Origin of the sequence: Nonomuraea sp. NPDC001636 (assembly GCF_040298265.1) — a bacterium.
Classification (GTDB): domain Bacteria; phylum Actinomycetota; class Actinomycetes; order Streptosporangiales; family Streptosporangiaceae; genus Nonomuraea.
In genome coordinates, this window is the sequence record NZ_JBEOZT010000019.1 from 45,229 (window position 1) to 69,415 (window position 24,187).

At 70.8% G+C, this 24,187-nt stretch carries 20 protein-coding genes; 13 read left to right on the plus strand and 7 right to left on the minus strand.

What is annotated here, in order from left to right; all coding sequences use genetic code 11:
• Positions 1-13: 13 nt before the first annotated feature.
• A complete protein-coding gene (locus ABT158_RS30835; protein ID WP_352359327.1) occupies positions 14-670 on the plus strand; it encodes an AfsR/SARP family transcriptional regulator in 657 nt (218 codons plus the stop codon).
• Between the two features lie 536 nt (positions 671-1,206).
• Positions 1,207-3,735 (plus strand): excinuclease ABC subunit UvrA, encoded by a 2,529-nt coding sequence (locus tag ABT158_RS30840; RefSeq protein ID WP_352359329.1) that lies wholly within the window; start codon positions 1,207-1,209, stop codon positions 3,733-3,735.
• A 54-nt stretch (positions 3,736-3,789) separates the two neighbouring features.
• On the opposite strand, the gene ABT158_RS30845 is transcribed toward ABT158_RS30840, so the two are convergent.
• Complete coding sequence (locus ABT158_RS30845; RefSeq protein ID WP_352359331.1) at positions 3,790-5,085, minus strand: alpha/beta hydrolase; 1,296 nt, start codon at positions 5,083-5,085, stop codon at positions 3,790-3,792.
• A gap of 494 nt (positions 5,086-5,579) precedes the next feature.
• Between ABT158_RS30845 and ABT158_RS30850 the strand changes: the two genes are divergently transcribed.
• From ABT158_RS30850 to ABT158_RS30885, 8 genes are all read left to right on the plus strand, one after another.
• Positions 5,580-6,812, plus strand: a complete 1,233-nt coding sequence (locus ABT158_RS30850) for a sensor histidine kinase (RefSeq protein WP_352359333.1) — start codon at positions 5,580-5,582, stop codon at positions 6,810-6,812.
• Complete coding sequence (locus ABT158_RS30855) at positions 6,809-7,510, plus strand: response regulator (protein WP_352359335.1); 702 nt, start codon at positions 6,809-6,811, stop codon at positions 7,508-7,510. Before ABT158_RS30850 ends, ABT158_RS30855 begins: the two co-directional genes overlap by 4 nt.
• Before the next feature lie 251 nt (positions 7,511-7,761).
• The gene (locus tag ABT158_RS30860) at positions 7,762-9,489 is read left to right on the plus strand and encodes an ABC transporter substrate-binding protein (RefSeq protein WP_352359337.1); all 1,728 of its coding nucleotides are present in this window, start codon (positions 7,762-7,764) and stop codon (positions 9,487-9,489) included.
• Complete coding sequence (locus ABT158_RS30865; protein WP_352359339.1) at positions 9,476-10,405, plus strand: ABC transporter permease; 930 nt, start codon at positions 9,476-9,478, stop codon at positions 10,403-10,405. Before ABT158_RS30860 ends, ABT158_RS30865 begins: the two co-directional genes overlap by 14 nt.
• Positions 10,402-11,388, plus strand: a complete 987-nt coding sequence (locus ABT158_RS30870) for an ABC transporter permease (protein WP_352359341.1) — start codon at positions 10,402-10,404, stop codon at positions 11,386-11,388. The genes ABT158_RS30865 and ABT158_RS30870 overlap by 4 nt, the downstream gene beginning before the upstream one ends.
• Positions 11,381-12,415, plus strand: coding sequence for an ABC transporter ATP-binding protein (locus tag ABT158_RS30875; protein WP_352359343.1), 1,035 nt, complete (start codon positions 11,381-11,383; stop codon positions 12,413-12,415). The genes ABT158_RS30870 and ABT158_RS30875 overlap by 8 nt, the downstream gene beginning before the upstream one ends.
• Positions 12,412-13,200 (plus strand): ATP-binding cassette domain-containing protein, encoded by a 789-nt coding sequence (locus ABT158_RS30880; RefSeq protein WP_352359345.1) that lies wholly within the window; start codon positions 12,412-12,414, stop codon positions 13,198-13,200. Before ABT158_RS30875 ends, ABT158_RS30880 begins: the two co-directional genes overlap by 4 nt.
• Positions 13,201-13,326: 126 nt before the next feature.
• Positions 13,327-14,175: an alpha/beta fold hydrolase gene (locus ABT158_RS30885; protein ID WP_352359347.1), complete on the plus strand. Its 849-nt coding sequence runs from the start codon at positions 13,327-13,329 to the stop codon at positions 14,173-14,175.
• Here ABT158_RS30885 and ABT158_RS30890 read toward each other — a convergent pair.
• Entirely contained in the window at positions 14,162-15,124 is a 963-nt protein-coding gene (locus ABT158_RS30890) for a LysR family transcriptional regulator (RefSeq protein ID WP_352359349.1), read from the minus strand. The two genes, ABT158_RS30885 and ABT158_RS30890, sit on opposite strands and share 14 nt — an antisense overlap.
• A gap of 154 nt (positions 15,125-15,278) precedes the next feature.
• Positions 15,279-16,838 (minus strand): PHP domain-containing protein, encoded by a 1,560-nt coding sequence (locus ABT158_RS30895; RefSeq protein ID WP_352359351.1) that lies wholly within the window; start codon positions 16,836-16,838, stop codon positions 15,279-15,281.
• A gap of 376 nt (positions 16,839-17,214) precedes the next feature.
• Here ABT158_RS30895 and ABT158_RS30900 point away from each other — a divergent pair, with 376 nt between their 5' ends.
• Complete coding sequence (locus ABT158_RS30900) at positions 17,215-17,511, plus strand: GNAT family N-acetyltransferase (RefSeq protein WP_352359353.1); 297 nt, start codon at positions 17,215-17,217, stop codon at positions 17,509-17,511.
• A 143-nt stretch (positions 17,512-17,654) separates the two neighbouring features.
• Here ABT158_RS30900 and ABT158_RS30905 read toward each other — a convergent pair whose 3' ends face one another.
• From ABT158_RS30905 to ABT158_RS30915, 3 genes are read right to left on the minus strand one after another with little or no spacing between them, the layout of a single operon-like run.
• A complete protein-coding gene (locus tag ABT158_RS30905) occupies positions 17,655-18,965 on the minus strand; it encodes an FAD-binding oxidoreductase (RefSeq protein WP_352359355.1) in 1,311 nt (436 codons plus the stop codon).
• 38 nt (positions 18,966-19,003) lie between these two features.
• Positions 19,004-19,408 (minus strand): DUF4267 domain-containing protein, encoded by a 405-nt coding sequence (locus ABT158_RS30910; RefSeq protein WP_352359357.1) that lies wholly within the window; start codon positions 19,406-19,408, stop codon positions 19,004-19,006.
• A gap of 34 nt (positions 19,409-19,442) precedes the next feature.
• Positions 19,443-20,081, minus strand: a complete 639-nt coding sequence (locus ABT158_RS30915; protein WP_352359359.1) for a hemerythrin domain-containing protein — start codon at positions 20,079-20,081, stop codon at positions 19,443-19,445.
• Between the two features lie 222 nt (positions 20,082-20,303).
• Here ABT158_RS30915 and ABT158_RS30920 point away from each other — a divergent pair, with 222 nt between their 5' ends.
• Together ABT158_RS30920 and ABT158_RS30925 are read left to right on the plus strand one after the other, a co-directional pair.
• On the plus strand, positions 20,304-21,359 hold the full coding sequence (locus ABT158_RS30920) for an oxidoreductase (RefSeq protein WP_352359361.1): 1,056 nt from the start codon (positions 20,304-20,306) through the stop codon (positions 21,357-21,359).
• Between the two features lie 134 nt (positions 21,360-21,493).
• Entirely contained in the window at positions 21,494-22,147 is a 654-nt protein-coding gene (locus tag ABT158_RS30925; protein WP_352359363.1) for a hypothetical protein, read from the plus strand.
• Here the strand turns inward: ABT158_RS30925 and ABT158_RS30930 are convergent.
• Positions 22,120-23,658, minus strand: a complete 1,539-nt coding sequence (locus tag ABT158_RS30930; protein ID WP_352359365.1) for an OmpA family protein — start codon at positions 23,656-23,658, stop codon at positions 22,120-22,122. The genes ABT158_RS30925 and ABT158_RS30930 overlap by 28 nt on opposite strands.
• Positions 23,659-24,187 lie beyond the last annotated feature (529 nt).

Consider the following 24,187-nt stretch of genomic DNA (forward strand, 5'->3'; position numbering starts at 1 on the left):
TGACCTGCACGTATTGACGGTTGCTGTCGAGGTGTGGCGGGGGAACGAACGACTGGAGGTGGGCACGCCACGCAACAGGGCGGTGCTCGCCCGGCTGCTGCGGCAGGCCAGGGCGGCCGCCGATCCACGTACCGCCCTCGACCTGGTCGACGAGGCGCTCGGCCTGTGGCGGGGTCCGGCCTACACCGAGTTCGCGCACACCCTGTGGGCGCGAGGAGAGGCGACCGGGCTCCAGGAACTCCAGCTCGGGGCGACGGAACGCAGACTCGACACCCTGCTCGCCCTGGGCCTCTACCGCTCGGCCAGGCAGGGCGACGCCCTGGCCGTACTGGCCGAGGCGCGCCGCTCCCTGGCCGCCGAGCCCGGTGTCGATCCGGGGCCTGCGCTTGAGGCTGAGATCCTGGCGCAGACCTCCGAGCTCGACCTGCCGCCGGCGCCGGTGGTGACCAGGAAGCCGGTCGCCCGCCTGCGCTGCCTCGGCAGGGACGACCAGCTCGCGGCCGCCGGGGCGGCCATGGCCGCCGCCGAGTCCGGCACCGGCGGCAGCCTGCTGTTCGACGGCGTGCCGGGCGCCGGCAGGACCCAGCTCCTGAGGGGGGAGGCCCTGGCCGACATGCGCGGATTACAGGTGGCGCAGGCGCAGGCGCATCCGCTGAGTGGATGCAGGTGATGTCGCCGGCCGGCTCGGCGAGCATGGCCGTCGTTGCTCGGTGGCCCAGGCCGGCCGCTCGCGCCCTTCGTAGTGGCCCGAGCGGAATGCATCGAGCCAGACACATCTTCATGATCGAGTGATGTGCCTTCTCCGCGTCGATCAACTCGTCAGCGGCGAGCGTCATCGGCTGTGGCCGCGAAGATCTTGTTCATCACCATGGCGCCGTCTGTCAGCGCTGGTCGGATCTGACGCGCGACGCCGTGACGACGCACGACAGACGGGCCGAAGACAGCGCCTGTCACCCATGTCCTGGGATCGACGCGGCAAGCATGTCCCGGGACAGGACACGGATGAAAACATGACACAAGGCGTCGGGTTTCAGGGTGATCCTCAATGCACCGGTCGGCGCCTTGATCTGCGGCACGGGCCGAATCCAGACCGGCCACGTGCCGAGGGGCTGATCAAGCGGCCGCGTAGTGGCGGAATCAATTGTTCGACATGGGTGGAAGTCCGTCCGCCTGTGTTCTGCTGTGTTGCGAGAGGGTGGATCAAGGTTGACTGCGTTCGTACGGGACGTCGCCAGTTTGGGGCGAGAGGCCATCGAGGTGGTGGGGGCTCGTACCAACAATCTGCGGGACGTGTCGGTGAGCATCCCCAAGGGGTGGCTCACCGCCTTCACCGGGGTGAGCGGCAGCGGCAAGACCTCGCTGGCCATCGACACCCTGCACAACGAGGCCCAGCTGCGGTACCTGGAGGGGCTTTCGCCGTTCGTGCGGCAGTACATCACCCAGCGCAATCGGCCGAAGGTCGACCGCATCGTGGGGCTCGGCGCGACGCTCGCAGTCGACCAGCGCCGCCTGAACCGCAATCCCCGGTCCACGGTCGCGACGATCACCGGCATCGACGGGCATCTGGGACTGCTGTACTCGCGCCTTCCGGGGATCGGCGCGGACCCGGCGGCGCAGAGCGTCGACGGGCATCTGACGACCGCTCATTTCGACCGCAACACCCCGGAAGGCAGCTGCGCGGACTGTCACGGCGTGGGCGGGCGCTGGCAGGCGCAGGAGGACCTCGTCATCACCCGTCCGGAGCTTCCCCTCTTCGAGGGGGCCTCGCCCTGGTACGCCAAGTGGCGGTCGGGGGAGCACGCGTTCGTGCCGGCGCTCGCCGACAAGCGCGGCGTGGACCTCGGCCTGCCGTGGCGGTCGCTGCCGGAGGAGTTCCGCCACTGCGTGCTGTACGGCACCGGTGAGGAGAAGGTCGAGGCGACCGTCGACATGACCAGCAAGAAGGAGACGGTCTCGGTGACCTACACCTCCAGCCAGCCGCTGCGGGGGGCGCTGGCCGAGGTGGAGCGGGTGTTCCTGAACGCCCAGACCGCCAGCGCCAAGCAGCGCTACCTGCCGTACATGCGCAAGCAGCCGTGCGGCACCTGCGGCGGCAGCGGGTACGACCAGGTGGCCCGGTCCGTGCGGCTCGGCGGGCTGACCTTTCCCGACCTGCTCCAGGTGGACGTGCGGGAGGTACGCGGCTGGGCCGGGCGGGTGGCCGGCGACCTGGACGCCCGGCAGCGCGAGGTGGGCGAGCCGCTGCTGCAGGACCTGGGCCGCAGACTCGGGATCCTCGACCGCCTCGGCCTGGCCCATCTCCAGCTGTCCCGGAGCGCGGCGACACTGTCCGGGGGCGAGTTGCAGCGAACCCGGCTCGCCGCGCAGCTCAGCACCGAGCTGAGCGGCATCGTCTTCGTCCTGGACGAGCCGGGGACCGGGCTGCATCCGGCGGACAAGGCGCACCTGCTCGACATCGCCCTGGAGCTGCGCCAGGCCGGCAACACGGTGCTCCTGGTCGAGCACGACCCCGAACTGATCGCCAGGGCCGACTGGGTGATCGACATGGGGCCCGGCGCGGGCCGCCTCGGCGGTGAGATCCTGGTGTCGGGGCTTCCCTCCGACGCGGCCGCCCACCCCACGTCACTGACCGGACGCTACCTGGCCGGTGAGGGGCCACGGCTGCGCCGGACCCGCCGCCCGGTCGGGAATGACACCGGCTGGGTGGAGCTGCACGGCCTGCGTGCGCACAACGTGACCGCGGACGTGGTGCGTTTCCCCGCCGGCCGGCTCACCTGCCTGACCGGGGTGAGCGGCAGCGGCAAGAGCAGCCTGCTCGGCGCGCTCGCGGCGAGCGCGGAGGCTGCCTTGAACGGGACGACGATCGACACCGTGCGCCGGGTGACCGGCCTGGACGGGTTCGACTGGGTCGCCGTCGTCGATCAGGAACCGCTCGGGCGCACGCCGCGATCCAACCCGGCCACCTACAGCAAGGCGTTCGACGTCGTCCGCAGGCTGTTCGCCGAAACCGGCATGGCTCGCGCACGTGGGGTCAACGCGTCCTGGTTCAGCTTCAACACCGCGGGCGGTGGCCGCTGCGAACCCTGCACCGGTTATGGCCGCAAGCTGGTCGACATGCACTTCCTGCCGGATGTGTGGGTGGTCTGCGACGCATGCCAGGGGCGGCGCTACACGCCGGAGGCCTTGGAGATCAAGTACCAGGGATTGGCCATCGATCAGGTGCTGGAGCTGACCGTCGCCGAGGCGGTGGAGCAGTTCTCCGAACCCCGGCAACTCGCCGAGACCCTGGGAGCCTTGAACCAGGTCGGGCTCGGCTATCTGCAGCTCGGCCAGAGCGCCACAGAGTTGTCCGGCGGCGAGGCGCAGCGGCTGAAGCTGGCCTCCGCCATCCAGCGCGGCGCCGCGGGCCGCAAGGCCGGTCTCGTCGTTCTCGACGAACCCGTCTCGGGCCTGCACCCCTCTGACATCCAGCGGGTGGTGGACGCGTTCGACGTGTTGCTCGACTCGGGCAACACCGTCGTCGTGGCCGAACATGACGTCCCCGTCGCCGCGTCCGCGGACTGGGTGATCGACCTGGGGCCGGGAGCCGGTCCGGACGGGGGCGCGGTGGTCGCGGAGGGCACCCCGGACGCCGTCGCAACCGCGAACACCCCGACCGCCGGCTTCTTCCGGCGGTACGCGGCGGGCCTGCCGTTCCTGGAAGGGCCGCGGCTCGGGTCCGTGTCCAGACGATGAGCCCCGCGGATCCTGCGCACCGCCGTCGCCGGGCCCCAGGGGGGCGCGGACGTGTCAGACGGCCGGACGGTCGCAGGTGACGTCGTCACCGGGCAGGGCGCCGTCGACCAGGTAGCTGGTGACCTTGGTGTCGACGCAGGCGTTGCCCGCCGCGAGGTAGACGCCGTGGCGGAAGGCGCCGGTCAATGTGATCATGCGGGAGCCGGTCAGCGCCCGGTGCATGGCCTGCTGGCCCGGATAGGGCGTCGCGGGGTCGCCGGCCGCGCCGACGATCAACGCCGGTACGGAGTTGCCGATCCTCGTGGCCGCCTCAAGCGGCTTGACCGGCCAGAACGCGCACGGAGAGATGTTGCGGACGAGCGGTCCGAACAGTGGTTCGGCGGTGCGGTGCCGCTGGATGTCGCGGTAGTAGGTCGCCGGGTCGCGGGGTGCGGCCCGGTCACCGCACAGGATCGCCGTGCCCGCCCGGTCCGAGGCCGCTCCGGAACCGGTGAACAGGCCGTCGAGGAATTCCTTCAGCGAGGCGGGCGGCGGTGTCTGGCCGCCGCGGCTCAGCGCCCGCGCCTCCGCGGCGAGGACGGCATAGGACTGCGGGCCGTCGCTGTAGAGGCGTGCGAACAGCCAGTACGGCACGACATGGGCATCGACGTGGTATCCGCCGATCCGCACGGGATGCCGGTTGATCTTCTCCACGGTCGCCAGGACGGCGTCACGCGTCCCGCCCAGCCCGTACTCCTGGTCATGCGACGCGGCCCAGGACGCCCAGCGCCGCAGCGCGACGTCGATCGCGGGGGCGGCGCGGGAGAACATGCGCGGGCCGTACACCTGCGGGTCGACGGCGCTGTCGAGCACCACCCGGTCGGCCCGCGAGCCGAACATCTGCAGGTAGGTCGCACCCAGGTAGGTGCCGTAGGAGTAGCCGAGGTAGGACAGCTTCTGCTCGCCGAGCGCGGCCCGGATCACGTCCATGTCGCGTGCGGTGTTCCTGGTCGTGGCGTACGGCAGGGTCTGGAGATTGCCCTCGGCGCAGCCCGCCGCCAGCTGTTCGGCGAGGCGCACGCCCTCGTCGAAGGAACGCCGGTCGGGTCCCGCCGAGCGGAGGAAGGTGTCGGTCTGCCACCGGCAGCTGATCGGTGTGCTGCGGCCGACGAATCGGGGGTCCATGCCCACCAGGTCGTAACGGGCCGCGACCTCGGGCATCGCCTTGCCCAGGAGCGTCATCGAGAGGCCGGAGCCTCCCGGCCCGCCGGGGTTGAGCAGCAGGACGCCGCGGCGCCGGGCGGAATCGGTGGCCTTGAGCCGGGAGAGCGCGATGGAGAGGGGCCGCCCCTGCGGTCTGCGGTAGTCCATCGGGACCAGAACGGTGGCGCATCGAGCACCGGCGGCGTCCATCTGTTCGCCCATCTGATCGCCGGGCCCGGTTGCGCAGGCGCGCCAGGTGATCGTCTGATGGTGGAAGCGGTCCAGGGGGGTGGCCGCCTGCGCCGGTCCGGCGGCGCCCAAACCGATTCCGGCCGTGAGCGCCATTGCGGCTGCCGTTCCACTCTTGATGAGGAGCATGCGTCATTCCTTGGTGAAGGGGTTGTTCTCCCGCGGATCCGGCACGCGTCGAATCTCGACGCTCCGGTCATGATGTGTCCGGGCTCAGGGGTGCCCCCTGTTGATCATTGATCGCCGGCTGTATCCAAACTAGGGGCCTGAGCAGCCCCTGGGCATCGTGCGGAAGGGCGATCCGGGCCCTGCCACCGGCACACCAGCCGCCCGCTTCTCTGCAACCGCTGCCCTAACCACGACTCCTCCCAAAGGAGGACAAAGCGGGTCATGCTGGCGGCTACCTTCGTCTCATGAACGTGGTGCGACGATGGGGCCGCTGGTGGCGCGGCTTGCCGGTGATGGTCGCCGACAGCCTGCTGGCCGGTGTGTCGACCGCGCTGGCGGTGACGCAGGCCGCCTTGTCCGCCCATGACCCCGTCGCGCTGGCGTACCTGCTGGCGGTGCTCACCAGCGCGCCGCTGGTGCTGCGCAGGCGGCACCCCGTCCCCGTCCTCGCGGTGATCACGGTGGGCCTGATCGGCTGCGGCCTGGCCGGCTACCCCAACGGATTCCAGGCCCCGCCGGTGCTGGTCAGCCTCTACACCGTCGCGGCCTACCGCCGGGAGGGCCACCGCGACGGCGTCCTGGCGCTGGTGTTGATGGCGGGCATCCTCGTGCCTGACCTCGTCAGGTCCGGGCTGACCTTCACGATCGTCAAGAGCCTGGTCGAGAACGCGCTTCAGCTCGGCGCGGCCTGGGCCATCGGGGAGGGGGTGCGCAGCCGCCGGCTGCGCCACCAGGACCTCATCGAGCACGCCCGCCACCTGGAGATCGAACGCGAGGAGAAAGCCCTGCGAGCGGTCGCCGAAGAACGCGTGCGCATCGCCAGGGAACTGCACGACGTGGTCGCCCACCACCTGTCGGTCGTCTCGATCCAGTCCGGTGCCGGCGGCCGCCTGATCGACACCGAGCCCGACGCCGCACGCGACGCGTTCACCGCGATCGCCGCCACCACCCGCGAGGCACTGGCCGAACTCCGGAACATGCTGTCGGTCCTGCGCCTCACGTCCGACACCGGCGAGGACTCCTACGCCCCGCAGCCGGGGCTGGCCCAGCTCGACACGCTGCTGGAACGCTCCCGCCTGTCCGGCCTGTCGATCCGGCGGGAGACCTCCGGTCAGGTACGCCCGCTGCCGCCCGGCGTGGACCGGTGCCTGTACCGCATCACCCAGGAATCATTGACCAACGTGCTCAAACACGCCCCACACGCCGACGTGACCCTTACCCTGACCTACCAGCCCGCCGCGGTCACGCTGCAGGTCGGCAACGACGGCCCGGCCGCCACCGGGCACGGCGCCGACGGGCACGGCCTGATCGGCATGCGCGAACGAGCCACCCTCTACGGCGGCACCCTCACCGCCGGCCCACGTACGGACGGCGGCTTCACCGTGACCGCGCACCTGCCCGCCTCCCCACTCGCCGAGCCCGCTCTCGCCACGGCCCACCCGCAGCAGAGCGCGCCACGACCCGGGGCACCCCGATGACCGGCCCCGACACCGACCGCGGGGCCATCCGCGTCCTGGTCGTCGACGACCAGGCCCTGGTCCGCGCGGGCCTGGTCGCCCTCCTCCGCACCGACGCCGTTCTCGCGGTCGTCGGCGAGGCCGCCGACGGCCACGAAGCCATCGCCCAGGCCGCGGCGACCGCCCCGGATGTCATCTTGATGGACATCCGCATGCCCGACCTGGACGGCGTCGCCGCCACGCGCCACATCCTCGCCCACGCCGCCGGCCCGGCGCCGAAGATCCTCATCCTGACCACCTTCGACCTGGACGAACACGTCTTCGCCGCCCTGCGCGCCGGCGCCTCGGGATTTCTGCTCAAGGACACCCCAGCCGACCAGATGCTGGCAGCGATCGCCACGGTCGCCCGCGGCGAGGTGCTGCTGGCGCCCAGCGTCACCCGGCGCCTGGTCCACCATTTCGTCACCACGCCCGAACCCGACCGGCGGCGGCCCGCGGAACTCGCCCGGCTCACCAGCCAGGAGACCGCCGTGCTCCACCTGGTCGGCCAGGGCCTGACCAACCAGCAGATCGCCACCCGCCTGAACATCGCCGAGGCCACCGTCAAATCCCACCTGGGCCGCCTCATGACCAAGCTCAAGCTGTCCAGCCGCGCCCAAGCCGTGGTCATCGCCTACGAGACCGGCTTGATCGTCCCTGGAACCGGGGACCGCGGCTGATGCCCGGCAACTCACCGGTCCGGGAGCACCGGCCGGGATCTCCGGTTCGGGCAGGTCCGGTCTTCCGGCCGCCGGGACCGCCGGACTATCATGGACGCCGCGCGCGCGGATCCCCACGATCTTTCAGAAAATCTGAAAGATCCGGTGCAGAACTCCTCGATGGACGCGCGCTCTCGCTCGCCAACAGACTCCCTTCCTGAGATCAGCAGCGGACCCGATCGATCGGGGCCGCTTCACAGGAAGCGCGATCTATGGCGAATCGATCCCGGAGAGTGGTGCCCGCGGGGCTCGCGCTCGTCCTGGCCCTCGTGACGGCGGGCTGCAACGCGAACTCGCAGTCCACCTCGCAGTCCACCTCGCAGTCCACCGAGCCGACGAAGGGCAAGAACGCGGCGCCGCTGGAGTCCGTGCCCCAGGGCGGGACCCTGCACTACCTCTCGCGGCGCGCGACCGAGTCCTTCGAGACCGCCAACGCGCAGATGGTCCCGACCAGCCGGCTGCGGTGGGTGCACCGCGGGCTGACGTCGTGGCGGACGCTCCCCGACAAGGACACGGTGCTCGTGCCGGACCTCGCCACCGACACCGGCAAGACGGACGACGGCGGCAAGACGTGGACCTTCACCCTGAAGGAGGGCTTGAAGTTCTCCGACGGCAGCCCGATCACCGCGCAGGACGTGAAGTACGGCATCGAGCGGTCGTTCGCGCCGATGTTCCAGGGCGGCCTCGGCTACCACAAGACGCTGCTGGTCGGCGGCGCCGACTACGACGGCCCGTACGACGGCAAGGAGCTCGACTCCATCGAGGTCGCCGGCGACCGCGAGATCGTCTTCCGGCTGAAGCGTCCGTTCGGCAACTGGCCGTGGATCGTCAGCATGCCGGCCTTCGCTCCGGTGCCCGCCGCGGCCGACACCAAGCCGGAGACGTACGGCGAGCACCCGGTCGCCAGTGGACCGTACCAGGTGACGAGCTTCCGCAAGGGCTCGCAGGCGGTGCTGGAGCGCAATCCGAACTGGAAGGCCGACAGCGACCAGGTGCGGTTCGCCGGCCCGGACAAGATCGTCCTCGACATGGGCCTGAACAACGACACGATCGTGCAGCGCCTCATCGACGACAAGGGCGAGGACCGGACCGCGATCAGCAACGCGCTCATCTCGCCGTCGCAGTTCCAGCGGATCGAGTCCGACCCGTCGATCTCCGGGCGCATGGCCAACAGCCCGTCGGGCTACTTCCGCTACCTCGCCATGAACGTCAAGCGCCCGGGGCTGTCCGACGTGCGCGTACGGCAGGCGATCAACTACGCGATCAACAAGGCCGAGGTGCAGAGCGTGTACGGCGGCCCGAAGTTCGGCGGCCAGATCACCTCGACCATCATGACGCCCGGCATCCCCGGCTACACCGCGTACAACCTGTACGACGGCGGCGACACCGGCGACGTCGACAAGGCCAAGCGGTTGCTCGCCGAGGCCGGCGTCTCCGACCTGAAGCTCACGCTCACCTACCCGACCGACGTGAGCGCGATCGAGGAGAAGGAAGCCCAGAGCATCAAGAACTCGCTGGCGCGGGCCGGGGTCAAGGTGGAGCTCAAGGGCCTCGACGGCAACACCTGGTACGAGCTCATCTCCGCCGCCGACGGGGACTACGACCTGACGACGAACGGCTGGGGAGCGGACTTCCCGAGCGGCATGAGCACCATCCAGCCGCTGTTCGCGTCCAGCGAGATCGACAACGGCGGCGGCAACGCCTCGAAGTTCTCCAACCCGAAGGTGGACGCCGCGATCGACGCCGCGATCGCCGAGCCGGACCTCGGCAAGGCCGCCACGATGTGGGCCGCGATCGACAGGCAGATCATGCAGGACGCCCCCGTCGTGCCGATCCTCGTGCAGCGCACGCAGGCCCTGGCAGGGTCGAAGATCTCGAACTACTTCATCCCCGCCTACCCGCCGTTCGCGAACGAGTTGGTCGTCGGTGTCGATCGCTGAGTCGCGGCAGGCACGGGGCCGGCGCACGTCGGTCCTGGGCCGCCTGCTCCGGAAGCGGTCCGGGGTCGCCGGCCTGGTCATGCTGGTCGTGCCGCTTGTCGCGGGGCTCTGCGCCCCGCTGCTCGTGCGGATCGAGGGACAGGATCCGAACACCATGCACACCGACCTGCTCGCCCCGGACGGCGGCCGTCCGCTGGGGGCCCTCGGCGGCGTCAGCGCCGACCACTGGCTCGGCGTCGTCCCGGTGACGGGCGTCGACCTGTTCGCCCAGATCGTCTACGGCATCCGCTCGTCGCTGTTCATCGCGTTCGGGGCGAGCATCCTGGCGCTCGGCTTCGCCGCCGTCCTCGGTACGGCGATGGGGTACTTCGGCGGCTGGCTCAACGCCGTTGCCGGGCGGGTGATCGACTTCATGTTCGGCTTCCCGGGCCTGATGTTCGTCATCGCGATCACCGCCATCGTGCCGCCCGAGCTGCCGCGGGGCCTGGTCCTCGTGCTGGTGCTGGCCTTCTTCGGCTGGACCGTTCCGGCCCGGATCATCGGCGCCCAGGCCGGCGCCGTCAACGCCCGCGCCTTCGTCGAGGCGGCGCGCGCGACCGGGGCGCCGCCCTGGCAGATCATCCGCCGTGAGCTGTTGCCGCACCTGTTCGGGCTGGTCGTCGTCCTGTTCGCGATGTCACTGCCCGGCAACGTCAGCGTCATCGCGGGCCTGTCGTTCCTCGGCGTCGGCCTGCGCGGCGATGTCCCCGACCTCGGCAAGCTGCTCTCGGACTCGCTGCCGTGGATCTACAGCGGTGCGGACGTCTGGTACATGCTCTTCCCGGGCGCCGTGGTGTTCCTGATCGTGTTCGGCGCCACGCTCGCCGGCGACGCGCTGCGCGACGTCCTCGACGTGCGCACGGAGGATGCCGCATGATCGTCTATATCGCCCGCCGCCTGTTCACCGCGGTGTTCATGCTCCTCGCGATCGCCTTCGTGACGATCGCCCTGTTCTTCGGGGCCTCCAAGGACCCGGCCCGCGCGATGTGCGGCAAGCCGTGCCCGCCCGAGACCCGGGCCAAGGTCAGCGCCTACATGCAGACCGACCAGAGCCCGGTGTGGCAGTACACCGAGTTCGTGAAGGGCCTCGTCGCCGGCCGTGCCTACGGCGAGGGCGCCCAGCAGGTGCACTGCGACGCCCCCTGCTTCGGCTACTCCTTCCCCAACCGCAGCGACGTCACGACGCTCATCGCCGAGCGGCTGCCCGTCACGCTGTCGCTCGCGATCGGCGCGGCCGTCCTGTGCCTCGTCATGGGCATCGGTCTCGGCGCGTTGTCGGCGATACGCAAGGGCGGGGTCGTCGACCGGTTCTCGACCGGCTTCGCGATGTTCGGGCTGTCGGTGCCGACCTTCCTCGTCGGCCTGCTCGTCGTCCAGGTCTTCGGCTTCATGCTCAACGCGCTGCCGTACTCGGGGTTCGTGTCGTTCTCGGAGTCCCCGGTGGACTGGGCCTGGCACCTGGTCGGCCCGTGGATGGTGCTGTCGTTCATCCTGGCCGCCGGCTACGTCCGGGTCACCCGCAACCAGCTGCTCAACGAGCTCTCGGCCGACCACCTCGTCGCGATGACCGCGCGCGGCGCGTCGTCCCGGCAGGTGAACCGGCACGCCGTCCGCGGCGTCATGGTGCCGGTCGTGGCGATGTTCGCGCTCGACGTCACCGCGCTCCTGGGCGGGTCGGTGATCGCGGAGAAGGTGTTCAGCCTGCACGGGCTCGGCGACCTGCTGCTGTCCGGGGTGAACGAGTCCGACCTGAGCATCGTCGTCGGGGTGACGCTCTTCTCCGCCTTCCTCATCATCGTCGGCAACCTGATCGCCGACCTGCTGATGCCACTTCTCGACCCGAGGATCCGCCGTGCCTGACCCCGTTCTCCAGATCGAGGACCTGTGCGTCTCGTTCACCGGCGGCGGCGTCACCGTCGATGTCGTCCGGGATCTGTCCGTGCGGCTGGCGGGCGGCCGCACGCTCGCCGTGGTCGGCGAGTCGGGGTCGGGCAAGACGATGACCGGCCGGGCCGTCATGCGGCTGCTGCCGCGCGGGGCGAGCGCCACGGGCCGGATCGTCGTCGCCGGCCGGGAGATGCTCTCCGCCGACGAACGCGAGCTGCGCCGGGCCCGTGGCTCCGACGTGGCCATGGTGTTCCAGGACTCGATGTCCGCGCTCAGCCCGTACCTCGACATCGGCGCGCACATCGCCCAGGCGGTCCGCCTGCACGACCCGTCGGTCACCCGCCGCGCCGCGCGGGCCCGGGCCGTCGAGATGCTCGACCGGGTCGGCATCCCCGGGCCCGCGGACGCCGTGCGCCGCTTCCCGCACGAGTTCTCCGGCGGGATGCGGCAACGGGCGGTGATCGCGATGGCCCTGGTGAACCGGCCGGCGCTGCTCATCGCCGACGAGCCGACCACCGCCCTCGACGTGACGGTGCAGGCGCAGATCCTGGCCCTGCTCCGCGAGCTGCAACAGGAGTACGGCATGGCGATGCTCCTGATCAGCCACGACTTCGGGGTGGTGGCGAGGGCGGCGGACGACGTCCTCGTGCTGTACGCCGGCCACCAGGCCGAGTACGGCAGCCTCCGCGACATCTTCGACCGGCCCGCCCACCCGTACACCGCCGGTCTCCGCGCGGCCACGCCGCGGCTGGACGCCCGGCTCGACACCGGAGGGCAGCGGACCCGGCTCCGTGCCATTCCCGGCGCGCCCACGTCCTTGCGTGCCGCCGGGCCCGGTTGCGCCTTCGCGCCGCGCTGCGGCTTCGCGGACCAGGTCGGCGAACGCTGCGCCGCCGAGGCGCCACTGCCCACCGTCCGCCCGACCAGCGAGGCCGGCGGCCTGCACCTCGCGGCCTGCCACCTCGACCGTCTCCCCGCGCGGCAGGAGGTCGCCCGATGAGTGCGCCGATCCTGGAGATGACCGACGTCAGCAAGCGCTTCCGCACCGCCGGCGGCTTCGGCCGCCGGCGCGGGAGCTTCCTCGCCGTGGACGGCGTCTCCCTCCACATCGAACGCGGCGAGGCACTCGGCCTGGTCGGCGAGTCCGGCTCGGGCAAGTCCACGCTGGCGCGGATGGTCAACGGCCTGGTGACGCCGACGTCCGGCACCGTCCGTACGGACGGGCGGGACGTCGCCCGCCTCGGCCGGCGAGACCTACGGCGGTTGCGGCGCAACGTCGCCATGGTCTTCCAGGACCCGCTGGCGTCGCTGAACCCGTTGCAGACCGTGCGGCAGACGCTGGAGAACGTCTTCCGCGCGCACGGCGAGACGGCGTCGACCGCCGAGCTGGTCGCGCTGCTGGAGTCGGTCGGCCTCGGCGCCGACTACCTGGGGCGCTACCCGCACGAGGCGTCCGGCGGGCAGCTCCAGCGCGTCGCCGTGGCACGCGCGCTCGCCCTCAAGCCGGATCTGATCATCGCGGACGAGCCGACCTCGGCGCTCGACGTGTCGGTCCGCGCCCAGATCCTCAACCTGCTGGCCGACCTGCAACGCGACCAGGGGATCTCGTTCCTGCACGTCAGCCACGACCTGGCGGTGATCCGGCTCTACAGCGACCGCGTCGCCGTCATGCGGCGCGGCCGCATCGTCGAGACCGGCCCGTCCGACGAGTTCTTCCGCTCGCCGCGGCACCCCTACACGCGCGCGCTGGTCGAGGCGACGCCGGAGGCGGAGCTGCCGACCTGAGCTGACCTGCGGGAGCGTTGCGCGACGCCGAAGAGGCGTGCCACGATCGTGACCATGATCCATTGAACGACAACCCCGTCGTGAGCCGGCCGGGGGCCGGCGCGACAGAGCACCGAATGAGGACACGTGGGAACCGACCTGTTCGTCCGGAAATACGGGCGGGACGCAGCAGATGCGCCCGCCATCCTCATCCTGCACGGCGCCGTGGAGTCCGGCGCCTGCTACGGTGACGCCGTCGACCGCTGGGGCGGCGACTACCACATCGTGGCGCCGGACGCCCGAGGCCACGGCAGGTCGCCCGGTCGCCTGCCCGAGCACGAGGGCGTCCCGTCCACCGACGTGATGGTGCAGGACGCGATCGACGTCCTCAACGACATGCTCGACGAGACCGGCCGCAGGACGCTCCTCGTCGGGCACTCCATGGGCGCGCGGATCGCCGCCTTCGTCGCCGCCGACGCCCCCCACCTCGTGGCCGGCGTCGTGCTGGAGGACCCGCCATGGTGGGTGCCGGAGGCCGGCCCCAACCCGTGGCTCAGCGTCGAGCAGACCACCAAGGACCCCTTCGACTACGCCGACACGGCGTCGGTCGAGGAGCTCATGGACATGCAGCGCGAGCTCAAGCCCCACTGGGCGGAGCAGGAGCTGCGCCCGCTCGCCGAGGCGATGAAGGCCGTCGACATCGACTACATGCAGCAGCGGGTCCACGAGAAGCGCCGGATCTGGACGCCGACCGCGCGGCAGATCACGGTCGGCCCGGCCGGCGTGCCGGCGCTGCTGGTCACCGGCACCGGCGACGTCATCGTCGACAAGCACTCCCGCGAGCGGCTCACGGCCGTCGCGCCCGGCTTCGACGTCGTCGTGATCGAGGGCGCCCACCACTGTGTGCGCCGTGACAAGCCGGAGGAGTACCACCGGCACGTCGACGCCTTCCTCCGCGAGAACGCGCCGCCGGCTGGAACCGTCACTCGACGCTGAAGGTGTCGGATCGCGCGAGCGGGCCGTAGATCTCCGAGTCCGGCTCGGCGATGGCGGCCCGCATCGCCTCCAGCCCCGCGCGTACGACGGGATGACGCTGGTTGTCGCGCCGCGTCGTCATGATCACCTTGCGCAGCGGCGCGATGCCGCGCGTCGGCAGGATCGTCACCCAGTCGGCGTCGCGGGCGTAGAGCGCGGACTCCGGCACCAGGCAGATCCCCGCCTCGGCGGCGACCAGCGCCAGCGCGGCGCGGTAGTCGTCGGAGACGTGGCTGATCGGCGGGTGGAAGCCGAGCTCGGCGCACGCCTGCAGCACCATCGTGCGGCACGGGTTGCCGGGCGAGGGCATGATCCAGCCCTCCTCGGTGAGCTGGGTGAGCGCGACGCCCTCCTCGCCGGCCAGCGGATGCGCCTGGGGGAGGACGGCCTTGAACCGCTCGATGTAGAGCGGGAACTTCACGACGTCGGGGGAGTCGCGCCCGGGGTCGGACTCGTACTCCAGGCTGATGGTCATGTCGATGTCGCCGCGCATCAGCATCCGGTGGCTCATGTGCACCTCCGCGTCGACGACCGTGACGTCGACCCCCGGCGCCTTGTGGCGCAGCTCGACGATGGCGGGCGCCACCAGCCAGCTGATCGCCGTGGGGAACGCGCCGATCCGGAGCTGCCCCAGGACACCGCCTGCGTGCGCGGCCAGGTCGGCCTCGGCGATCTTCAGCCGGGAGCTGATCTCCTCGGCGTGCCCGGCGAGGATGTGCCCGGCCGGCGTGAGCACCAGCTTGCGCCCCGACCGTATGACGAGCGCCTGCCCGACCTCGCGCTCGAGCGCCGCGAGCTGCTGCGACACCGCGGACGGCGTCAGGTGCAGCGCCGCCGCGGTCGCGGTGACAGAGTCGGACAGCACGAAGGCACGGAGGATGAGGAGGCGTCGGGGGTCGATCGTGGGCACGCGGGCTCCGTGGCGGGTCGGCCGGGCGTCCGTCGCAGTGGGGCATCCGCGAGGCGGGACCGGGGGACCCCGATGCTAGCGGGCCCTTCCGGACGCGGGCGCTCCGGCACGGGGTACGCCGCCGGTGGGCGCCGGACCGGCGTCCCCTCTCGTTCTAGGTCAGTTCCACGAAGGTGGGATTGGTGTAGCACCAGAGGTCGTGCCAGGGGTTCTCGTTGCGGCCGGTGTCCGCCGCCGGCTCCATCCCGCCGGGAGCGCTGCGCCTGCCGTCGGTGCCGCGCAGCCGGAAGTAGAACGGCTCGCGCACGTCGCGGAACTTGTAGTGGAACTGGGCGACCCGGCCCTTGCCCTTCGGCAGGAACGACTCGACCACACGCACGTCCGGGGCGGTGAAGACGTCGGGGTCGGCGGCCGGCCCGGTGATCGCACCGCGGATCAGATCCAGGCGGGCGAGCCGGGGGATCTCTTCATTGGCGTTGGGACGGCCAGCGAGATCGACGGAGATGGTGATGGTGACGTCGTCGCCGCGCCGCACCGACAGCCGTCCGCCGAACGTGGCCGGGGCGTTGCCGGGGGCGTGCGCGTCGACGTGCAGCCCGTCGACGAGGCCGCCCATCGACACCCAGGATCGCCCGGCCTTGATCGCCTCCATGACCGCGCCATAGCTGCGTGAGGTCGCCCCTACCACCGTGCGGCTGAACTGACCGGGCCAGAAGTCGGCGTGCCGCAGCGGGACGCCGCCGTCGACGGGATCGGGGTATCTACCGTGCTGGTCGTACCAGTCAGCAGGTCGGGAGGGCTCGACGGTCGTGTCACCGTTGTAGAAGTGGCCGTCGGAGTTGGCGGTGATCCACCAGCCCTTGCCCTCGGCGAGCATCGAGTCCCACATGCCGCCCAGGATTCCGGTCATGGAGTCGAAGCCGCCGTACGTCGGGAAGTGTTCCGGCCGCCAGCCGGCCCAGGAGTCGGCGTCGGCGGTGTTGTTGAAGTCGCCGCGGGCCCTGGGCTCGTTCTGGGCGCCGGGCGCGCCCTCCATGCCGACTGCGATGTCCGGCGCCTTGTCGCGATAGGCGCGCAGGTCACGCGGGGAGTACCTGCCGCGCCGCATCACGTGGTTGATCAGGAACAGCGCGGAACTCGCCGAACCCGTGCGCAGCGCGGTCTCGAGCCAGGCGAGCGCCTCCAGCGCCTTGGCCTCGTTCGCCGGGCTGCCGGCGCCGGTGCCGTTGATCCTGGAGTCGAAGAGCCGCTCGAACGCGCGCAGCAGTTGGATCTCATCGCGAGCGCCGTCGAAGAACACCGTGGCGTGCTCGCCTCCGGGAACGTTCCATTCGAGCCCCTGCCACAACAGCAGCTCAGGGTGCTTGGCCCGGGAGGTGACGATGTCGGCGAAAGTGGACTCGACCGCGAACTTCTCGTGCGCGGCGTGCCCGTGGTCGGTGATGACCAACCAGTCCAGGCCGTGCTTGAGAGCGCCCGCAGCCTGCTGCTCAATGGTGTACATGCCGTCGTAGCTGTACTGCGTGTGAACGTGATGATCGCCGGCCAGCCAGTGGAGCGAGCGGGAGCCGCTGCTGGTCGCGGCGGCGGGACGCGCGGTCAGCCCGCCCAGAGCGGTGACGCCGAGACTGCTGATGCCGAGCAGCCCACTGTTCAGCAGAAAGCGCCGCCGACCGAGGTCGGCGGGCGACAGCTCGGTCTCTGAGACGGACAAGTCGGCGAACGCAGCCGTTCCTTCCGGCGCGCTGTGGGAGTGTGCATGGGTGCGGCACATGGGACATACCTTTCATCTGGAATACCTGGTGCGTCGTTCTCGGGTGGCCCATGAGCTTGCGCACGAAGTGGGGCGGAGCAGGTGAACCTGCGGCCCTTCGTCACGCTCGCAGAGGAGCGTGACGGCTTGCATGGGGAGGAAGCGAATGCTGGGCGACTTCTTGCCGAACGGCGGAAGGCTCCGGCGAGCCCTCTGCGGCGCTGCCGCACTCTTGCAGGTGACTGTCGCGGTGATATTCGCATGACGGTCTGCGCATGATCCGATAGAGAGGATCCATGTCGATTCGCGTGCGCCTTGACGACCCGATGAGCGCGCCGTGGGCTTCGCGATGTACGGTCCCGATCCCGATGACGGCCAGATCTGGCTCCATCGCTTGATGATCGACAAGGATCACCAGGGGAAGGGGCTGGGCCGAGCGGCTCTCCAGCAGGTCATCGCCCACGTGCGGGACGCGTTCGACGCACCGGTGCTGCGGTTGGGAGTGCGTGGCGACAACGTCGCGGCCAGGACGCTCTACACCTCTGCCGGGTTCGTTCCCACCGGGCAGGTCTTCGGCCGGGAGGAGGTCCTGGAGCTCCGTCTGCGAACGGGGCACACCGAAGCGTCCCAGTGACGTACACGATCCTTGAAGAGGAAATCCCGGACGCTGACCAGCAGGGGCAGATATCAGACCAGCGATCACATGGGCCGCCCGCGGGTGTGGTGCGGCCCCGCCGCCGTGGTGGGCGGCGGGGCCACGAGCCGCTGGGAACCGGTCTATCCGAGCACCGGGTAGTTCGCGCGGAACACGTTGTGCGGGTCACGGGCCCGCTTGATCTCTCGCAGCCGCGCGAGCGCGCCGCCGGAGAAGGACTGCGCCGCAGTGTCGCCGGGGGACAGCAGGGTGTACGGCTTGCGGCCGCTGACGTACGCCTCCAGGTCGGCCACGACCTCGGCCTGCTTGGCGCGCGTCGCGTCGGCCGTTTGCGGCAGGCCGAGACCCACCAGCCCGAGCAGGTACGGCTCAGCCACCGCGCCGCTCGCACCGGCCCCGCCGCCCGGCTCGGCGAGCGCCCCGCCCAGGTGCCTGATCTGCAGGTTGATGAGCGGTTCGATCGGCTTGGCCAGCAGGAGCTCCACCGTGTCCGCGTTCAGGCCGGTGAGCAGCTCCGCACGAGCGATGGACGGGACCGGATCGGTGGGTTCGGCGGCTATGGCACCCAGGTCGGCGACCGGGACGACGCCGCGGCTGTCGGAGATCGCGCCTCCGATCTTGTCGATGCGTGCCAGCAGGTCCGCCCCCTGCGCCGCCTCACCCAGGTAGGCCAGATCCAGCGTCACCATCGGCGGCGCGCCGGGGGGCTGGAGCCGGTTGATCCAGACGCTGAGCTCACGCGGCGCCTCGGCGGTGATCTCCAGGAACGCGTCGTACACCTCCCTGGTCCGGTGCTCGGGCCAGATCACGCGCCCGCCGTACAGGTCCGGAGCGGGATACAGGTCGAGTTCGAGGGCGGTCACCACCGCGAAGTCCCCGCCACCGCCGCGCAGCGCCCAGAACAGGTCGGGGTCCGACTCGGCGGTCACCCGGCCCGGCTCGCCGTCGGCGTCCACGATGTCGATGGCCCGCACGCTGTCGGAGGCCAAGCCGTACTTGCGGCTGAACCAGCCGACCCCACCGCCCAGGGTGTAGCCGGTCACGCTGACCCCCGGCGCGCTGCCGGACAGGCCGGTCAGCCCCAGCGGACCGGCCGCCGCCAGCACCTGCCCCCACTTCACGCCCGCGCCCACCCGGACCACGCGCTCCCGCGCGCGTATCTCCACCTTGTTCAGCAGGCCGGTACGCAACAGGATCAGGCCTTCCACATCGCCCGAGGCGCCATGCCCGCTCGGCTGCGCGGTCACCGTCATCCCCGCCCGCCGCGCGTAACGCACGAGCGCCGCCACGTCATCGGCGTCCGCGGCCTCCGCCACGGCCGCCACCGGCTGCCTGACGGTCAGGTTCCACGCGGTGGCCGCCTGTTCGAAGCCGTCGTCACCGGGCAGGAGCACGCGCCCCTTCAGGACACCGCGCAAATCGTTGGTCGTCATTGTCGTCTCCCTTGTCGAGTCGTCAGAGAATGCGGACGTCAGGCGGACTGTGCGGCGGTCGCCGGGGTGGCGCCGGCCTCGCGGAGGGTCAGCACCCCCGTGACCGCGATCAGCGCCGCGGTCAGGCCGTGGACGCCGAGCGCGGCGGCCGTGGACCCGTGGTGGGCAAGGACGTTGACCATGTCGCCGAACGGGGCGACGGCCGTCATCAGCAGGACCCAGCCCAACGGGCGGCGGTGGCCTGTCACCAGCAGGACGCCCATGGCGAGGCCCATCGCGATCTCGCGGCTGCCCTTCACGATGGAGAAGCCGCTGCCGTCGGAGGGCCAGTTCGCCAGCCCCGGGAAGGTGGTCCCGAGGGGCAGGACGAAGGACAACCCGAGGTAGAGGGTGAACAGGACGACGACGGTGGCCAGGACGGTGTTGAGCTTCTTCAGCGACATGGTCGTTCTCCTCGTTTGTACGGACGGGCAGGGTTCAGCCGCGGACGCGGCGGATGTGGCGGGCGTAGCGGGGGCGGCCGACGACGTGCCAGATGACGCGGACCGGGACGGGCAGGCCGCCGAGGACGATGGCGCGCTCGGCCGGGTTCGCGTCCTCCAGGACGGCGCCGAAGAGCGTGAGCAGGGTGAGCTTGGGCGTGTTGTGCACCAGGTGGTCGCCCAGGGAGGCCCACTCCTGCTCGGTGATGTGCTCGGCCGCGAGCGGGAGGAGGGTGGCCTCCTCGTCGTCGAGGTGTTCCAGCAGGACCGCGCGGTGCTCGCAGAGGGCGGCCGCCAGGGTGTCGCGTTCGTCGGCGCCCGCGGTGGCCTCCCAGACAGGGAACGCGGCGTCCAGCCTGCTCAGGGTGGCCGCGACGCGTTCGTGCTGGGCCTGCATGCGCAGGACGATGTCGGCCCCCAGGTCCACCCGGGAAAGCAGCGGCGGCCACAGCAGCTCGTCCTCGCCCTCGTGGTGGTTGTGCAGGCCCAGCCGGTAGATGCCGAAGTGGCCGGCGATCACCTTGGCGCGAGCGGTGTCACCCGGGACGACGTCCGCGACGAGCTCCACCAGCAGCCGGGACTCACGGCGGAGCACGCGGTGGACGATCTCCATGTCCTGGGTGTTGACGCTCATCTGTTCCCGCTCCTTCGTCGGTTGCGATGTGTTCAGGCTGCTCCTGGGTGTTTGGAAGGGATTTGGAAGGGATTTGGAACGTCCACATGATGTGCGGATCACGGTCTTCGTCCGGGTGCTGGGCTCTTTCGCGGCCGAGGCCGGCGGCGAGCCCGTTCCCCTGGGCGGGCCGCGGCAGCGGGGCGTGCCGGCGTTGCTGGTGGCGGCGCGTGGGTCGCCGAGGTGGTGCTGGCGACCCTGGCGCTCATCGAGGGCCGGTTCGCCGCCGAACGGCTCTGCACCGAGGCCGCCGCGCACTTCGCTCAGGCCGCCACCATCGCCGACCGGTGGAACGCACTTCATCGGACTGCCGAGGCCCTCGACGGCATCCGCGGCCCCGGACGCTGGTCACCGCTAGAGTGGGTGATCATGACGACTGGACGAGGGGCGTTGGGCGGCGACCTGAGCGTCGCCAGGGTCGGGTACGGCGCGATGAAGCTGACCGGCTGGCCGAAAGGCGACCGTCCCAGCAGGGACACCGCGCTCGCCGTCCTGCGCCGAGCCGTCGACCTGGGCGTGAACCACATCGACACCTCGCACTACTACGCTCGCGACGGCGTGGCGGCCAACGAGCTGATCCGGGAGGCGCTGCATCCCTACCCGGACGACCTGGTGATCGTGACGAAGGTGGGCGCGCTGGTCGAGGGCTCTGACCTCGCCTTGCCCGCCGAGGGCAAGACCGGCCTCACCCCCGACGGCCTGCGCCGCGGCGTCGAGGCGAACCTCCGCTCGCTCGGCGTGGACCGTCTCGACGTCGTCAACCTGCGCATGGGCGACCTCGACCGCGCCGGGACGCCGCTCGCCGGGCCGCTGGAGACGTTGCTCGCACTGCGCGAGGAGGGGCTGATCCGCCACCTCGGCGTCTCGAACGTGACACCCGCCGAGTTCGCCGAGGCCCAGAAGATCGCGCCGATCGTCTGCGTCCAGAACCTCTACAACCTGGCCAGCCGCGAGGACGACCCGCTGGTGGACGCCTGCGCCGAGGCGGGCATCGCGTACGTGCCGTTCTTCCCGGTCGGTGGGTTCCGGCCGCTCACGGCCAAGCGCCTGGACGCCGTCGCCGCCTGCCACGGCGCGACCGTGCCGCAGGTGGCGTTGGCCTGGCTGCTGGCCCGGTCGCCGAACATCCTGCTCATCCCCGGCACCGGCTCGCTCGCCCACCTGGAGGAGAACGTCGCCGCCGCGTCCCTGAAGCTGACCGAGGAGGACCTGGCCGACCTCGCCGACCAGGTGCACTGACCACGGAGCCCGAAGGACCACGACAGGTGTCGGCCGTCGACTCCAGCGTCTCGTCGTCCTCGATGTGCCGTCCTTGCTGATCTCGTCGATGGCGACGTACTGCGGGCGCCGTATTGGCAGGGGCCGAGGATCGCATGATCGGTGTCCCCTTGATCGCCTGCTCTGACGTACGCGCGGCTGGCGCTGGCCAGGGCCTTCCTGCGGCGCGACGCCGACCTGATGATCTGGACGAGCCGAGCGCCGGTCTCGACGCCGAGGCCGAGCACGAGGTCCACCGGCAGCTCGCCCGCCTGCGGGCCGGACGGACCAGCGTCGTCGTCTCCCACCGGCTCGGCGCGATCCGCGACGCCGACGACATCGTGGTGCTCGTCACCGGCCTGGTCGCCGGGCTCGGGGTGATCGTGCTCGGGCTCGCCTGGCTGCGGCACGCGTACGTGGTGGTGACCGTGGAGGGGGAGAGCATGCTGCCCACCTACCGGCCCGGGGAGCGCGTGCTGGGCGACAACCCGCGGCGCTCGTTCGACTCCCGCCGCACCGGCTACCTGACCGCCGACCGGCTGCTCGGCGTGGTGCTGCGCAAGGTCGAGCAGGGCCGTACCCGCCGTCCACACGCCGAGACGCCGCCTGTCGGACGTCTCCCCGCCGGCCGCGGCCGGGCCCGGCGATCCGTTCGTCGGCCCGTTCGGCGGCGAGCGAGGCGCGGGCGTACGGGTCGCCCGTCGCGCTGGGCGGCGAGTTCGTGTCCCGGCCTCCCGGCCGGTCAGCGTTCGATGGGGACCGCCGGGTAGACGCCTCCGTTGGCCACCTCCAGCGTGATGCTCGTGCGATCGTCCGGCGGGGCGGGATAGTAGACGTAGGCCCTGCTGGTCTCGCCTGCATCCAGGGCGGGCACGTAGTTCTCGACGAACTCCGTGTACATCTTGAGCGGGTGGTAACGCGCCTTGGTGACCGGATCGACAAGGATGAAGGCGCCGAAATCGGAGCCGGCGGAGAACTCGTGATCCCACCCGGAGAAAGGAACGGGGAACGGGACGAACGTGCCGTCGTTGGCCTTGGTGATGTCGAAGGAGGCCACCACGTAGGCGCCGTCACGATAGAGCGGCAGCACGTCCACATTGAGTTTGTCCGGCTGGCTGCGGAACGACCAGGTGAAACCGGCCACCCGCGGTCCTGGGTCGGCGCGGAAGGGGGCCGCCGCTCCCGTGGAGCCGCGTACTCGGCCGGGGGAGGGGCTTGTGGTGGTGGCCACGTCCGGGCCCTGTTGCCTGATGGAGTAGGAGATCTCTACGCGGCGGTTCCTGGCCCGTCCTGCCGGATTGTCGCTGCCGTCCCGCTTCTGGTTCTTGGCGATCGGCTCGCGCTCACCCTTGCCTTCCGGTCGGTACTGGTAGTCGTTGCCGAGCCTGGCGGCGAGATACCTCCGCACCGCCTCGGCTCGTTCGACCGACAGGGTCTGGTTGTAGCCGTCGGAGCCCTTGTCGTCGGTGTGGCCGGTGATCGTGATGGGCGGTTTGGCGGGGTCGGCCCGTCGCCTGGTCTCTTCGACCACGTCGTCGAGTACGGCCGCCGCCTTCGTGCTCAGCCGCGCCTTGTCGAAGGCGAACAGGACGTCGGTGCGCAGGCCGATCGTCTCCGTGTCGCCCGACTGCGTGGTGGTCTTCACCGGTGTCTCCACCAGTTCGTTCACGTCGGAGACGGCTGACCAGATCTCGCCGTCCGGCACGACGACGGGCCACTGGAACGTGTCGCCGGTCTTCGGCAGCTCGGAGGAACTGCGCTCGCGGGCGGTCGGCTCGGCGCCGCCGTCGGTGACCGGGATGCCGGTCATCGGGCCCATCGGCATGTCGGGCACGATCGACATCGTCCTGGCGGCGGCGGCAAGCGGCGGGAAGTAGACCTCCACCGGGTAGCGCACGCCTGGCACGAAGTCGTCGGGATAGTCGGCAGTGGCGGTGCGGTGCCTGGTGCCGAAGGCGTCGCCGTTGTGGTCGTTCTCCCGCAGGGTGAAGTAGACCTTCCTGCCGATCGGGTCGAACAACCTGAACCTGGCGAAGGAGGTCGGCATGGTGCCGTAGCCGAAGTCGCCGGCGGTGTTGGTGGTCGCCGTCGTCATGATGTCCATGCGTAGCACGGTCAGCTTGGCGTGCCGCTCGATGGCCCGCACCTCGATCTTGAAGGGGGTGGCGATGTAGAAACCGACCATGCCCTCGCTCACGTAGCCCGCCTCCGCCGTAGCCGGGGCGGAGGGCGGCACCGAGGGGCTGGTGCTGGAGGCCGCAGCCGGCGGGATGTCGCGCACCGGCTGATCCTTCGGCCCGCATGCGCAGGTCAGGGTCATTGTGAGCACAAGAACGGTCGCCCGCAAAAGGTGCATACCGACACAATCTTCCATGTCTGACAAGTCAGCCCTCCAGGCTATGGATCACCTGAGCGGCACGCCTGCAGATCGGCCGAACCATCCCGTCGATTCGCGAGCGGACGGCACTGCGGGGCGTCCGGCCTGGGGGATGTCGCCCCGCACAGCCAGATGCCGGCCTTCCTGAGATGCCTACGGCGCCGCCGAGCACGTCGAACGCGTGCGCAGCCCAATGGTTTCACCCTCGGCTTATATAAGTCAATGCTGATATAGCGGGAGGATGGTTGGGATGACCTCGTGGAGTGGATCGAGCAGGTGAGCTCGCCGCCGCAGGTCTGATTGCGCAGCAGAACCCCGGTTCACGGCCTGGAACCGTGTTCGGAGCGGGACGACAAGCCTCTGCGCCGGGCGCTCGCCCAGGACGGCGCGCCGGATGACAGGAGCCGGATCGGCCAAGAGGTTCACGGTCGGG

Excerpts from the sequence above, each read along its gene's own strand:
- ABT158_RS30860 (WP_352359337.1), top strand. The coding sequence starts at position 7,762 with ATGGCGAATCGATCCCGGAGAGTGGTGCCCGCGGGGCTCGCGCTCGTC.
- ABT158_RS30870 (WP_352359341.1), top strand. The coding sequence starts at position 10,402 with ATGATCGTCTATATCGCCCGCCGCCTGTTCACCGCGGTGTTCATGCTC.
- ABT158_RS30850 (WP_352359333.1), top strand. The coding sequence starts at position 5,580 with ATGAACGTGGTGCGACGATGGGGCCGCTGGTGGCGCGGCTTGCCGGTG.
- ABT158_RS30925 (WP_352359363.1), top strand. The coding sequence starts at position 21,494 with ATGATCGGTGTCCCCTTGATCGCCTGCTCTGACGTACGCGCGGCTGGC.
- ABT158_RS30880 (WP_352359345.1), top strand. The coding sequence starts at position 12,412 with ATGAGTGCGCCGATCCTGGAGATGACCGACGTCAGCAAGCGCTTCCGC.
- ABT158_RS30915 (WP_352359359.1), bottom strand. The coding sequence starts at position 20,081 with ATGAGCGTCAACACCCAGGACATGGAGATCGTCCACCGCGTGCTCCGC.
- ABT158_RS30855 (WP_352359335.1), top strand. The coding sequence starts at position 6,809 with ATGACCGGCCCCGACACCGACCGCGGGGCCATCCGCGTCCTGGTCGTC.
- ABT158_RS30910 (WP_352359357.1), bottom strand. The coding sequence starts at position 19,408 with ATGTCGCTGAAGAAGCTCAACACCGTCCTGGCCACCGTCGTCGTCCTG.
- ABT158_RS30845 (WP_352359331.1), bottom strand. The coding sequence starts at position 5,085 with ATGGACTACCGCAGACCGCAGGGGCGGCCCCTCTCCATCGCGCTCTCC.
- ABT158_RS30905 (WP_352359355.1), bottom strand. The coding sequence starts at position 18,965 with ATGACGACCAACGATTTGCGCGGTGTCCTGAAGGGGCGCGTGCTCCTG.